Source organism: Streptomyces sp. NPDC025638 (assembly GCF_055558775.1).
This window is the reverse complement of record NZ_JBVHLX010000006.1, coordinates 46713-59858: the sequence shown is the minus strand read 5'-3', so window position 1 is coordinate 59858 and position 13146 is coordinate 46713. Positions and strand designations below refer to the sequence as shown.

Here is a 13146-nt window from a genome sequence, read left to right as displayed (position 1 = left end):
CGCGGGCGTCACTGGGCGGCGCTGAACGCCTCGTAGACCTTCTTGGGGATCCGGCCGCGCGCGGGCACGTCCATCTTGTTCGCCTGGGCCCAGGCGCGGACGGCCGCGGGATCGGGAGCGACCTCGGTCTGCCGGTAGGTCTTGCCCGACTTCGCCCTCTTGCGGCCGGCCGCCACGTACGGCTCAAGAGCCTTACGCAGTTTCTTGGCATTGGCTTGATTGAGGTCGATCTCGTACGACTTGCCGTCGAGTCCGAAGGCGATCGTTTCCGCCGCTTCCGAGCCGTCGATGTCGTCAAAGAGAGTGACCACGACCTTCTGCGCCACGAATATCGGTCCCTTCGTGCGACACCCCCTCTGCGGTGACGTGCCAAGACGCCCGGGAGATGTCGACTGTCCGCCTGTTGACGGGGAAAGTATCGGCTATTGCCAATTCATTTGTACAGTGCCCGGCAATGCAAAGTGAAGCCCGACTAAATCCGCCCGCGTGTCCGAGCGCAATAGCTGCCACGGGTGGACCGCCGAACTTTCCCAGATTTTTTGGTGAGGGCACCCGTTCGACACCTGATCGTGATGCCCGTCACGTAGTTTCCTACAACTCTACTCGCGTAGAAATTTTGTGCGGGTAGTCTGAAGGAACCTGCTCAGCACCACACACCGGGAGTGCCAGTGGCACGCGTCGTAGTCGACGTCATGCTCAAGCCGGAGATCCTCGACCCCCAGGGCCAGGCGGTGCAGCGCGCACTGCCGCGGCTGGGTTTCGAAGGCATCTCCGACGTACGTCAGGGAAAGCGATTCGAACTTCAAGTTGACGGCCCGGTCGACGAGGCCGCGCTCGCCCGCATCCACGATCTTGCGGAATCCTTCCTCGCCAACACCGTGATCGAGGACTTCACCGTCAAGGTGGAGGAAGTCGCGGAGGCCGCGAAGTGACCGCTCGTATTGGCGTCGTCACTTTCCCGGGAAGTCTCGACGACCGCGACACCCGGCGCGCGATCCGCCACGCGGGTGCCGAACCGGTCGCCCTCTGGCACAAGGACAAGGACCTCAAGCAGGTCGATGCCGTGGTGCTGCCCGGCGGTTTCTCCTACGGCGACTATCTGCGGGCCGGAGCCATCTCCCGCTTCTCGCCGGTGATGGAGTCCGTCATCGAGCAGGCGAAGGCGGGACTTCCCGTCCTCGGTATCTGCAACGGCTTCCAGATCCTCACGGAAGCCCACCTTCTCCCGGGCGGGATGCTCGGCAACAACCACCTCCACTTCATCTGCCGCGACCAGAAGCTGCGGGTGGAGAACGCGGAGACCGCCTGGACGAGCGACTACAGCGCCGGCCAGGAGATCCACATCCCGCTGAAGAACATGGACGGCCGGTACGTCGCCGACGAGTACACGCTCGACAAGCTGGAGGCCGAGGGCCGGGTCGCCTTCCGCTACCTGGACTTCAACCCCAACGGCTCGCTGCGGGACATCGCCGGCATCACCAACGAGGCCGGCAACGTCGTCGGCCTGATGCCGCACCCCGAGCACGCCGTCGAGCCGCTGATCGGTACGGGCCGTACCGACGGCCTCCCGTTCTTCACCTCGATCCTCAAGAAGCTGGTGGGCGCATGAGCCGGACGCCTCTGGACACGGTCGAGCACGCGGCCGCGACCCCCGACGTCGAGCTGCCCTGGGCCGAACTCGGTCTGAAGAAGGACGAGTACGAGCGGGTCGTCGAGATCCTGGGCCGCCGCCCGACCGGCGCCGAGCTCGCCATGTACTCGGTCATGTGGTCCGAGCACTGCTCGTACAAGTCCTCCAAGGTCCATCTGCGCCAGTTCGGCGAGAAGGCCCCGCAGAGCGACGCGATGCTGGTGGGCATCGGTGAGAACGCGGGGGTCGTCGACGTCGGCCAGGGCTACGCGGTCACCTTCAAGGTCGAGTCGCACAACCACCCGTCGTACGTCGAGCCCTACCAGGGCGCGGCCACCGGTGTCGGCGGTATCGTCCGCGACATCATCGCCATGGGCGCCCGCCCGGTCGCGGTGGTCGACCCGCTGCGCTTCGGCGCGGCCGACCACCCCGACACCAAGCGCGTCCTGCCGGGCGTGGTCGCCGGCATCGGCGGCTACGGCAACTGCCTGGGCCTGCCCAACATCGGCGGCGAGGTCGTCTTCGACGCCTGCTACCAGGGCAACCCGTTGGTCAACGCCGGTGCCATCGGCGTCATGCGGCACGAGGACATCCACCTCGCGAAGGCGTCCGGCGCGGGCAACAAGGTCGTCCTGTACGGCGCCCGCACCGGCGGCGACGGCATCGGCGGCGCCTCGATCCTGGCCTCGGAGACCTTCGACGACGCCAAGCCCTCCAAGCGGCCGGCCGTCCAGGTCGGCGACCCCTTCCAGGAGAAGCTCCTCATCGAGTGCACCCTGGAGGCCTTCCAGGAGAAGCTGGTCGTCGGCATCCAGGACCTCGGCGCGGCGGGCCTGTCCTGCGCCACGTCCGAGCTGGCCTCCAACGGCTCCGGCGGTATGCGCGTCACGCTGGACGACGTGCCGCTGCGCGACTCCACGCTCTCGCCCGAGGAGATCCTCATGAGCGAGTCGCAGGAACGCATGTGCGCGGTCGTGGAGCCGGAGAAGGTCGACCGGTTCCTGGAGATCTGCGACAAGTGGGACGTCATCGCCACCGTCATCGGTGAGGTGACCGACGGCGATCGCCTGGAGATCTACTGGCACGGCGGCAAGATCGTCGACGTCGACCCGCGGACCGTGGCCCACGAGGGCCCGGTGTACGAGCGCCCGTACGCCCGCCCGTCCTGGCAGGACGAGCTCCAGGCGGACGACGCGAACAAGCTGCCGCGCCCGGCGACCTCCGAGGAGCTGAAGGACCAGGTCCTGAAGCTGGTGGGCTCGCCCAACCAGGCCTCCAAGAAGTGGATCACCTCGCAGTACGACCACTTCGTGCAGGGCAACACCGTCCTCGCCCAGCCCGAGGACTCCGGCATGATCCGCGTCGACGAGGAGACCGGCCTCGGCGTCGCGATCGCCACGGACGGCAACGGCCGGTACGCCAAGCTCGACCCGTACGCGGGCGCGCAGCTGGCCCTCGCCGAGGCCTACCGCAACGTGGCGACGACAGGCGCCAAGCCGCTCGCCGTCTCCGACTGCCTGAACTTCGGCTCGCCCGAGGACCCGGCGGTCATGTGGCAGTTCGCGGAGGCCGTGCGCGGTCTGGCGGACGCCTGCCTGCAGCTCGGCACCCCGGTGACCGGCGGCAACGTCTCCCTCTACAACCAGACGGGCGAGGCGGCCATCCACCCGACCCCGGTCGTCGCGGTCCTCGGCGTCATCGACGACGTGGCGCGCCGCACGCCGGTCGCCTTCCAGGAGGAGGGCCAGCTGCTCTACCTCCTCGGCGACACGCGTGAGGAGTTCGGCGGCTCGGCCTGGTCCCAGGTCGTCCACGACCACCTCGGCGGCCTGCCCCCGAAGGTCGACCTGGAGCGGGAGCGTCTGCTCGGCGAGATCCTGATCTCCGCCTCCCGCGACGGCATGATCGACTCCGCGCACGACCTGTCCGACGGCGGTCTGATCCAGGCGGTCGTCGAGTCGGCGCTGCTCAGCGGCAAGGGCGCGCGTCTGGTCGTACCGGACGGGCTCGACGCGTTCACCTTCCTGCTGTCCGAGTCCGCGGGCCGCGCGATTGTCGCCGTGCCGCGCTCGGAAGAGGTCCGCTTCAACGACATGTGCGGCGCGCGCGGCCTCCCGGCCACCCGCATCGGTGTCGTCGACGGCGACGCGGTGGAGGTCCAGGGCGAGTTCGCACTCTCCCTGACGGAACTGCGCGAGACCCACGAGGCGACGATCCCGTCCCTGCTGGCGTGATTCCCGTCCCTGGGGCGTGATCCCCTTTCGAGATCGTCCCGCGGCAGCATGAAGGCCCCGCTCGTCGATGAGCGGGGCCTTCATGCTGCGCCGTCACCGCGGGTCAGACCGCCACCCAGATCACCGTCGCCAGGAGGGCGAGCGAGCTGAAGATCTCCACGATGCCGATCTGCTGGGGCGTGAGACCGCGTCGGGGCAGGGCAGCCGCGCGGAGGAGGTAGCCGGTGAAGGGCAGCGCGTAGGGGAGGGCCAGCCAGGCCGCCGCCAGGAGCGCCGCGGCGTGGAAGGCCAGCGACGCGGTCATCATCCCGCGGTCGCCCCGGGCCCGGATCGTCGTTCTGACGAAGAGCAGGGAGCCGGTGAAGTAGAGGAGCGTCACCAGGGATGTGCCGGTGACCTGCCAGGGGGATGCTTCGCCGGCCACCGCCACGACCGGCAGGATCAGCGTCGCCGCCACGACCGAGACCAGGCCGTTGGCCAAGGCGCGGTCACGGCGGGCCTTGGCGAAGAAGCCGTTGACCGCGAGTACCGCCGCGAAGACCGGGGCGAAGAGCAGGATCTGTGGCCGGGCGAGCAGAACCGTGACGCCGGCGGTCAGCGTGATGCTTCCGTAGACGAGGAGTTGTGTGCGGACCCGGGAGGGGCGACGGGTTTTGACGGCCAGCAGTCCGAAGTAGGACAGCACATAGCCGCCCACCCAGCCCAGGAGCAGCGGGATCTGCACCCAGGAGAAGCCGACCTCGATCAGGCCGGCCAGGTAGGGCACCAGCAGCATGGCCCAGGCGCCGTGCTGCGGAGGAACCCACTGGCCGCGCCGTCGGCGCCGGACCGGGGCGGAACGGGGCCCGGCTGCCCTGGCCTTGCCGGCCGACTCAGCTGTCCTGGCTGACTCAGATGGTATCTGCGGGGACATGGGCTGCCTCGTTCTTGAGGGCCGAGTCGAGGCGGATGAGTATGCCGTCGAGGATCTGCTGCGCCTCGGTCTCGTCGAAGTCCTCGCCCAGCCGCTTGCGCACGCCGTCATCGCTGAGCAGGTGGTGCACCGTCGGCGTCACGTCGTGGCGGGCCAGGCAGCTGCGAGCGCACTGCAGCACGCAGCCGTCGATCACGATGACCGGCCGACCGCTGGTCGCCTTGCGCACGAGGCTCGGCACGTCGCCGCCGACCCCGGCGATGCAGGACATCTCCGCGACTTCGCGGCGGTCGAGCTTAATGGCGAGCCAGTTCGTCATCTGCGCCGCGCTCGAGCAGCCGGAGCAGGAGTAGACGAGGGGAAGATCCCGACGACGCTTCTCCAAGGGGGTCCTTTCCGGCGCGGCCGCTGCCACCGGGCGCGAAAGTGAAAACACGGGTAATGATAGAAACGATAATTCTAGTTTCTACTAGAACGGATCGTAACATAACCGTGCACCGTGCTATGGGGGGACGAGAGGCCGTCGGTGCGGGCCCGTGACCACCGCGTGACCACCCACATGACCAGGCCCTAGGCTCACCGCCATGCCCACGCCCAAGAAGCGCGCACGGACGTATGACCCCGCCAGGATCCGCGACGCTGTACAGGCCCAGCTCGGGAACGTACGGGAAGCCGTTCGTGGCCTCGGACCCGGGCAGTTTGCGCTGCCCACCCGGCTGGGTGAGTGGACCGTGCGGGAGCTCGTCGCGCACATCGGGATGGCGGTCACCGCCGTTCACCGGGCCCTCGACGAGCCCGCGCCGCCCCGGCAGGACGTCGCCGTCGTCGAGTGGCCCTTCGCCACCGCCGCCAATTCCTCCGCCATCGCCGATTTCACCCGGCGCCTGGTCGAGCAGCACCCCGACCTCGACGCCTATCTCGCCGAGGTCGACCGGAGCCTGCGCGAGCTTCTCGATGCACATTCCGGCAGCCGGCTGCTGGCCACCAGCGCGGGGGCCCTGTCCCTGGACGACTACCTCGTCACCCGCACCGTGGAACTCGTCGTCCACACCGACGACCTGAACGCGGCCGTACCGGGCCTCGACGTGCCCTACGACCGCCAGGCCCTCGCCGCGACCACCCGCCTGCTCGCCGACGCGCTCGCCGTGAAGGCCCCCGGTGGCTCCACCGAGGTCCGCGTCCCGCCGTACGCCGTCGTGCAGTGCGTCGAGGGGCCCCGGCACACGCGTGGCACCCCGCCCAACGTCGTCGAGACCGACCCGCTCACCTGGATCCGGCTCGCCACCGGGCGGCTGCTGTGGAAGGACGCCATCGAGGCGGCGGAGGTGAGCGCGAGCGGGGAGCGGGCGGATCTCGCGGCCCTGCTGCCGCTGATGTCCTAGGAGGCGCGTGCGGAGGGAACCGACCGCCCCGGTCCGTCCGTCGAATCGACATGTACAGGCACACAGCGCGACTGACATTCGCGGCTGCCGTTGTGCTCGTCGTCCCGCTCGCGGCGGCCTGCGGCAGCGGGCACCCGGGCAGCGGATCCGCCGGAGCCCAGGAGCCGGTGACCGGTGTCCACTGGATCGTCGACAACGTCACCGTGGACGGCACGACACGCAGTGCCCCGGCGGGCGCCCACATGGCGATCGACGACAGTGGCAGGACCGAGGGCAACTACGGCTGCAACCACTTCACCGCGCGGGCCGCCTTCGAGGGCGACCGCGTCCGGCTCAGCGACGCCACGGCGACCGAGATGGCGTGCGAGGCACGGCCCATGGCCTTCGAACGGACCCTTGCCCGCACCCTCGCCGCCGGCCCCCTCACCACCCGGGTGAACGGCGACCGGCTGACCCTCACCACCACCGGGGGCGACACCGTCCGGCTGACCAAGGAGGAGGACGCCCCGCTCTACGGCACCAAGTGGACGATCACGGCACTCGGTGCCGGCGACACCGTCAGCTCCCTGCCGAAGGGTGCCGACGCCCATCTCACCTTCGATAGCAAGAGCGGAAAGGTCAGCGGCCGCCTGGGCTGCAATCACGTCACCGCGCGCGCCACGGTCAGCGACGCCCGTATCACCCTGGGCTCTCCCGCGACCACCCGAATGATGTGCGACGCCTCACTCATGCATACGGAAAAGAGTCTGCTGCGGCTCTTCGACGGCACCGTCAGCTACCGACTGGATCATCGAAACCTCACGCTGACCAGCGAAAACGGAGAGACCGTGACCGCCGTGGCCGACGAGTGACCGGTTAAGAACGCATAACTTCGGTGCATTGGCCAATTCGGACCAGTGGTCGATCTCGCCTACACTCGGTGCCGTGCCACGTGGTGACGGTCGACTCAATCACGATCTGCTCCCCGGCGAGAAAGGCCCCCAGGACGCGTGTGGCGTCTTCGGTGTCTGGGCTCCGGGTGAAGAGGTCGCAAAGCTCACGTACTTCGGGCTCTACGCCCTCCAGCACCGGGGTCAGGAATCCGCGGGAATCGCGGTCAGCAACGGCTCCCAGATCCTCGTCTTCAAGGACATGGGCCTGGTCTCCCAGGTCTTCGACGAGACCTCTCTCGGTTCGCTCCAGGGTCATATCGCGGTCGGTCACGCCCGCTACTCGACCACCGGCGCGTCCGTGTGGGAGAACGCCCAGCCGACGTTCCGCGCCACCGCGCACGGCTCCATCGCGCTCGGCCACAACGGCAACCTGGTCAACACGGCGCAGCTCGCCGAGATGGTCGCCAACCTCCCCAAGGACAACAACGGCCGGTCCACCCGGGTCGCGGCCACCAACGACACCGACCTGCTGACCGCGCTCCTCGCGGCCCAGGTCGACGAGGACGGCAAGCCGCTGACCATCGAGGAGGCCGCGCACGCCGTCCTCCCGCAGGTCAAGGGCGCCTTCTCGCTCGTCTTCATGGACGAGCACACCCTCTACGCCGCCCGCGACCCGCAGGGCATCCGCCCGCTGGTCCTCGGCCGCCTGGAGCGTGGCTGGGTCGTCGCCTCCGAGAGCGCCGCCCTCGACATCTGCGGCGCCAGCTTCGTCCGCGAGATAGAGCCGGGCGAGTTCGTCGCGATCGACGAGAACGGCCTGCGCACCTCCCGATTCGCGGAAGCGAAGCCCAAGGGCTGTGTCTTCGAGTACGTGTATCTCGCCCGTCCCGACACCGACATCGCCGGGCGGAACGTCTATCTCTCGCGCGTCGAGATGGGCCGCCGCCTCGCCAAGGAGGCCCCCGTCGAGGCCGACCTGGTGATAGCGACCCCGGAGTCCGGCACCCCGGCAGCCATCGGCTACGCGGAGGCCTCCGGCATCCCGTTCGGCGCCGGTCTGGTGAAGAACGCCTACGTCGGCCGGACCTTCATCCAGCCCTCGCAGACCATCCGCCAGCTCGGCATCCGGCTGAAGCTGAACCCGCTGAAGGAAGTCATCAGGGGCAAGCGTCTGGTCGTCGTCGACGACTCGATCGTGCGCGGCAACACACAGCGCGCCCTGGTGCGCATGCTCCGCGAGGCCGGCGCCGCCGAGGTCCACATCCGGATCTCCTCGCCGCCCGTGAAGTGGCCCTGCTTCTTCGGCATCGACTTCGCCACCCGCGCCGAGCTCATCGCCAACGGCATGACGATCGAGGAGATCGGCACCTCGCTCGGCGCCGACTCCCTGGCCTACATCTCCATCGACGGCATGATCGAGGCGACCACGATCGCCAAGCCGAACCTGTGCCGCGCCTGCTTCGACGGCGAGTACCCGATGGAGCTCCCGGACCCCGAACTGCTCGGCAAGCAGCTCCTGGAGACCGAGCTGGCCGCAGGGCCCGCCGCCACGGCCGCGGCCGACGCGATCCGTCGCCCGTAAGCCCCGTAGAAACCAACCCGAAAGATCCCAGGCAATGTCTGCTGTGTCTGATCAGTCGCCGTCGGCGACGGGCCCTTCCGCCGGTGCTTCCTACGCGGCTGCCGGAGTCGACATCGAGGCGGGCGACCGCGCCGTCGAGCTGATGAAGGAGTGGGTGAAGAAGACCCGGCGCCCCGAGGTCCTCGGCGGCCTCGGCGGCTTCGCCGGCCTCTTCGACGCCTCCGCCCTCAAGCGCTACGAGCGTCCGCTCCTCGCCTCCGCCACGGACGGCGTCGGCACCAAGGTCGACATCGCGCGCCAGATGGGCGTCTACGACACCATCGGGCACGACCTGGTCGCCATGGTCATGGACGACATCGTGGTGTGCGGTGCCGAGCCGCTGTTCATGACGGACTACATCTGCGTCGGCAAGGTCCACCCCGAGCGCGTCGCCGCCATCGTGAAGGGCATCGCGGAGGGCTGTGTGCTGGCCGGCTGCGCCCTGGTGGGCGGTGAGACGGCCGAACACCCGGGTCTGCTGGGTGCGGACGACTTCGACGTCGCCGGCGCCGGTACGGGCGTCGTGGAGGCCGACCGGCTGCTCGGCGCGGATCGTATCCGTAAGGGTGACGCGGTGATCGCCATGGCGTCCTCCGGGCTTCACTCGAACGGGTACTCCCTGGTCCGTCACGTCCTGCTGAACCAGGCGGGCCTGGCGCTCGACGCGCACATCGAGGAACTCGGCCGCACGCTCGGCGAGGAGCTCCTGGAGCCCACCAAGATCTACTCACTGGACTGCCTGGCCCTCATCCGCACCACCGAGGTCCACGCCTTCAGTCATGTCACCGGCGGCGGCCTCGCGGCCAACCTGGCCCGGGTGATCCCGGACCAGCTGCACGCCGTCGTCGACCGCTCCACCTGGACCCCGGGCGCGATCTTCGACCTCGTCGGCAGGGCCGGCGACGTCGAGCGCCTGGAGCTGGAGAAGACCCTCAACATGGGCGTCGGCATGATCGCGATCGTGCCCGAGGCCTCGGTGGACGTGGCCCTGGCGACACTGGCCGACCGCGGGGTCGACGCCTGGGTCGCCGGTGAGATCACGGACCGGGGCGAGCACGACTCGGGCGCGGCCCTGATCGGTGACTACGCCTGACGGTCCCGGTGCCTGCACCTGACGGTCGCGGGGCCGCACGGCCCCGCGAGCCCAGGGCCCGGCAGTTCCGGGCCCGGCGTCCCGGGAGGCAGCACGAAACCCGGTCCGGCGCTGAGGCCCCGGACCGGGTGAAGTGCAGTCGCTGCTGAGACGCTGAGACCGCGAAGCGCGCTACGTCAAGCGCCGCGACGATGCGACGCGGGACCGGACTCGTCGTCCTCGTCCTCGTCGTCGTCGTTGTAGAGATCCGCGTACTGGGCGTACGGGTCGTCTTCTTCCTCGTCGTCCTCGAACGGCTCGCCGTTCGGCGGCTGGCTCGAAGTCGAAGCGCCCAGCTCGCTGGCCAGACGCGACAGGTCAGTCCCGCCGCTGTTGTACTTCAGCTGGCGGGCGACCTTCGTCTGCTTGGCCTTGGCCCGGCCGCGCCCCATGGCTCGACCCCCTCGGTGACGGGGCTCGACGGCCCCAGAGTCTTGACACGCGTTCATGATCTGGAACGGGCTCTCCGTGGAGAGACCGGTCCGTAGGGCTTCCACGGTACCTGAGCCCGCGCCCATACGGTACGTCGCCCGCAGCACGTGCCTCGGCCCAGAACCCGCGAGGCGCCCCGTCCTCGCTGGTCAACCGCGATTTTAACCACTTATCGGCGGCCGACCCGCCGACGAACGTGAGAGTTCTCTCTAACTGTCCGTCGACGGGTACCGGCAAACCTCGCGGAACCGCGGCGTCAGCGTGCCGCGGCGGCCTCGTGCATCCGCTGCTCGGCGATCCGGTCGGCCGCGGCGGCCGGCGGAATCCCGTCTTCCTTCGCACGTGCGAAGATGGCCAGCGTGGTGTCGAAGATCTTCGCCGCCTTCGCCTTGCACCGGTCGAAGTCGAACCCGTGCAGCTCGTCGGCGACCTGGATCACACCGCCGGCGTTCACCACGTAGTCCGGCGCGTAGAGGATCCCGCGGTCCGCGAGGTCCTTCTCCACACCCGGGTGGGCGAGCTGGTTGTTGGCCGCGCCGCACACCACCTTGGCCGTGAGCACCGCCACGGAGTCGTCGTTCAGGGCGCCGCCGAGCGCACAGGGGGCGTAGATGTCGAGGCCCTCCACGCGGATCAGCGCATCGGTGTCGGCGACCGCAGTGACGCCCGGGTGCTGGTCGAGAATCCGCCGTACGGCGTCCTCGCGCACGTCCGTGATCACGACCTCGGCGCCCTCGTCCAGCAGATGCCGGACCAGGTGGTGGCCGACCTTGCCGACACCGGCGATGCCGACCCGGCGGCCGCGCAGCGAGGGGTCGCCCCACAGGTGCTGGGCGGAGGCGCGCATGCCCTGGTAGACACCGAACGCGGTGAGGACCGAGGAGTCGCCCGCGCCGCCGTTCTCCGGCGAGCGCCCGGTGGTCCAGCGGCACTCGCGGGCCACGACGTCCATGTCGGCGACATACGTGCCGACGTCGCACGCGGTGACGTAGCGACCGCCGAGCGAGGCCACGAACCGCCCGTAGGCGAGCAGCAGCTCTTCGGTCTTGATGCGCTCCGGATCGCCGATGATCACGGCCTTGCCGCCGCCGTGGTCGAGCCCGGCCATGGCGTTCTTGTACGACATCCCGCGCGCGAGGTTGAGGGCGTCGGCGATGGCCTCCGCCTCGTTCGCGTACGGATAGAAGCGCGTACCGCCCAGCGCGGGGCCGAGAGCGGTGGAGTGGATGGCGATCACGGCCTTGAGTCCGGTCGCGCGGTCCTGACAGAGCACTACTTGCTCATGACCGCCCTGGTCCGAGTGGAACAGGGTGTGCAGTACATCAGCAGGTGCGCCGGTTACGTCGGTCACGGTGGTGACTCCCGGGTAAGTTGCGGCGGTCGAAAGACCAGCTCCCGTGCGGGTGGCGGGTGCTGTGGCATGAGCGTAGAGCCTGTGCCCACCCACCATCCGCGCAGTGTTCAGGATCACTCTCTCGCGCCGTGCGCGCTCGCGTGCGCGTGGCACGATTTGCAGTGGTTTCCCGCCCGTTTCGGGACACCTCGTACGGATCCCGTACAGGTCCCGTACTGGTTTCGAGCCCTATCCGGTGGGGAGGGAGCAGGCGTGCCCAAGGTGTCCTCGGTGATCGTCCCCTACGCGGCGTATCTACGCGTGTACGAGCCGTTGGCCGCCTTCCCGGAGCCGGAGCGCGCTCACTGGGCGCGCTACGCCCGCCGCCCCGAGCGCCCCTCCTACCAGGACGAGCTGCGCCGCTCCCTGGCCGATCTGCTGCCCACCCCGCCGGTCCCGGTGCCGGTGCACGAGAGCGGCGACGCCTTCGTGCTGGACGTCGACGGGGTGGTCTGTGTCTGCCCCTGGCGCACCCGGCTGCGCGGCTGGCAGGCCCTGGGCGCGCTGCCCGAGGAGTTCCCGCCGTCCGTCCTGGACGCGGCGCTGCCGCCGGTCGTGCGCCGGCAGGCCGCCCAGGACTACGAGCGCTGGCTCACCCGCAACCCCGATGCCCGCCCCTGGATCCGCACCGCCACCTGGCAGGTGCCGCTGAACTGGTTCGTGCTGGTCTCCGACGAGGAGCGGGAGTACGCCAAGGGGAGTGCCGAGGAAGCTCCCCTGCTGCGTTACCGCACGCCCATGGTGCAGGCCAGGCGGCGCGTGGCCCGGGGACTGCGGACGCTCAAGGACGCCATCGAGGAAGGGCCGCTGATCGACGGCCTGGTGGACGTGGGGCGATGGCTGGAGGAGTTCCACCCGCGCTCACTGGTGGAACTGGACTACGGCGGCCTGGCACATGTGGTGCCGGCCGGCGAACTGGAGGGGGACCACTCCGCGGCGGACGTGGCCGAGGGCATCGACGCGCTGCGCAGGGGCGACGGGGCCGCGGCGGGGGAGGCGTACGGGCGGCTCGTGGAGCGGTGGCGGGCGGTACGGGACCGGCGTTCCGCGAACTGAGTGACGTACGTCACGGCCCGAACCGGCCTGGACGACGTACGGTCTACGCCACTTAGGTCACCTGACGGGGCGTTGGTTCCGATCCGGGCTTTTGTGTCAAGGGTGATGGACCACACTTACGCGGCCCTTGCGCCTCTTGCCGCTCCTCATGCCAAAATAGGACAAGGAGTCCGGGGAAGGCTCCGTCCGCCCAACTAAGCTCCGTTCTGGGCGGAATCTCAGCATTGCAATGCTTTGGGGGGTCTAGTGCCTCCTGATCGCCCTGTGACTGATCGTCACAGTGGCGTGACTGTCCGCTATGGCATGGTCCATCGGCTTCCGCGGCTGATGACTACCTGGGAGGGCAATTCCATCGGTTTGGCCGACGCGGCTGGACAGATGGTGTAGTTGTAGTGCCGAGGACAAGCCGTTCGTCCTATAACCGACTCGACTCGCGTCCACCATTTCGGGCAACGCGGGTCAAGGTGCAGAATTTAGAGGA

13 protein-coding genes are annotated in these 13146 nt (G+C 69.1%); 8 read left to right on the top strand and 5 right to left on the bottom strand.

Annotated features, from left to right (window positions below):
• Positions 1–8 precede the first annotated feature (8 nt).
• Positions 9–326, bottom strand: a complete 318-nt coding sequence (locus ACZ4EG_RS17260) for a histone-like nucleoid-structuring protein Lsr2 (RefSeq protein ID WP_263210394.1) — start codon at positions 324–326, stop codon at positions 9–11.
• A 342-nt stretch (positions 327–668) separates the two neighbouring features.
• Between ACZ4EG_RS17260 and purS the strand changes: the two genes are divergently transcribed.
• Genes purS through purL form a run of 3 tightly spaced genes read left to right on the top strand, consistent with a single transcriptional unit; the run spans position 669 to position 3864 of the window.
• On the top strand, positions 669–932 hold the full coding sequence (purS, locus tag ACZ4EG_RS17255) for a phosphoribosylformylglycinamidine synthase subunit PurS (protein WP_363299597.1): 264 nt from the start codon (positions 669–671) through the stop codon (positions 930–932).
• Positions 929–1609, top strand: a complete 681-nt coding sequence (gene purQ, locus ACZ4EG_RS17250) for a phosphoribosylformylglycinamidine synthase subunit PurQ (protein ID WP_390712307.1) — start codon at positions 929–931, stop codon at positions 1607–1609. The genes purS and purQ overlap by 4 nt, the downstream gene beginning before the upstream one ends.
• Entirely contained in the window at positions 1606–3864 is a 2259-nt protein-coding gene (gene purL / locus ACZ4EG_RS17245; RefSeq protein WP_453556676.1) for a phosphoribosylformylglycinamidine synthase subunit PurL, read from the top strand. Before purQ ends, purL begins: the two co-directional genes overlap by 4 nt.
• 103 nt (positions 3865–3967) lie before the next feature.
• Here purL and ACZ4EG_RS17240 read toward each other — a convergent pair whose 3' ends face one another.
• Positions 3968–4777: a YwiC-like family protein gene (locus tag ACZ4EG_RS17240; RefSeq protein ID WP_467791153.1), complete on the bottom strand. Its 810-nt coding sequence runs from the start codon at positions 4775–4777 to the stop codon at positions 3968–3970.
• The gene (locus ACZ4EG_RS17235; protein WP_467791152.1) at positions 4755–5162 is read right to left on the bottom strand and encodes a putative zinc-binding protein; all 408 of its coding nucleotides are present in this window, start codon (positions 5160–5162) and stop codon (positions 4755–4757) included. The genes ACZ4EG_RS17240 and ACZ4EG_RS17235 overlap by 23 nt, the downstream gene beginning before the upstream one ends.
• Positions 5163–5361: 199 nt before the next feature.
• Here ACZ4EG_RS17235 and ACZ4EG_RS17230 point away from each other — a divergent pair, with 199 nt between their 5' ends.
• From ACZ4EG_RS17230 to purM, 4 genes are all read left to right on the top strand, one after another.
• Positions 5362–6159 (top strand): maleylpyruvate isomerase family mycothiol-dependent enzyme, encoded by a 798-nt coding sequence (locus ACZ4EG_RS17230; protein WP_453556682.1) that lies wholly within the window; start codon positions 5362–5364, stop codon positions 6157–6159.
• 50 nt (positions 6160–6209) lie between these two features.
• Positions 6210–7010 carry an META domain-containing protein gene (locus ACZ4EG_RS17225; RefSeq protein WP_467791151.1) on the top strand — a complete coding sequence of 267 codons (801 nt, stop codon included), beginning with the start codon at positions 6210–6212 and terminating at the stop codon, positions 7008–7010.
• Between the two features lie 73 nt (positions 7011–7083).
• On the top strand, positions 7084–8613 hold the full coding sequence (purF, locus tag ACZ4EG_RS17220; protein ID WP_263210384.1) for an amidophosphoribosyltransferase: 1530 nt from the start codon (positions 7084–7086) through the stop codon (positions 8611–8613).
• Positions 8614–8647: 34 nt separating this feature from the next.
• Positions 8648–9745 (top strand): phosphoribosylformylglycinamidine cyclo-ligase, encoded by a 1098-nt coding sequence (purM, locus tag ACZ4EG_RS17215; RefSeq protein WP_467791150.1) that lies wholly within the window; start codon positions 8648–8650, stop codon positions 9743–9745.
• A 176-nt stretch (positions 9746–9921) separates the two neighbouring features.
• Here purM and ACZ4EG_RS17210 read toward each other — a convergent pair whose 3' ends face one another.
• Positions 9922–10176, bottom strand: coding sequence for a DUF3073 domain-containing protein (locus ACZ4EG_RS17210; RefSeq protein WP_390712300.1), 255 nt, complete (start codon positions 10174–10176; stop codon positions 9922–9924).
• 296 nt (positions 10177–10472) lie between these two features.
• The gene (locus ACZ4EG_RS17205) at positions 10473–11567 is read right to left on the bottom strand and encodes a Leu/Phe/Val dehydrogenase (RefSeq protein ID WP_467791149.1); all 1095 of its coding nucleotides are present in this window, start codon (positions 11565–11567) and stop codon (positions 10473–10475) included.
• Positions 11568–11822: 255 nt separating this feature from the next.
• On the opposite strand from ACZ4EG_RS17205, the gene ACZ4EG_RS17200 reads away from it, so the two are divergent.
• The gene (locus tag ACZ4EG_RS17200; protein WP_467791148.1) at positions 11823–12665 is read left to right on the top strand and encodes a DUF8083 family protein; all 843 of its coding nucleotides are present in this window, start codon (positions 11823–11825) and stop codon (positions 12663–12665) included.
• Positions 12666–13146 lie beyond the last annotated feature (481 nt).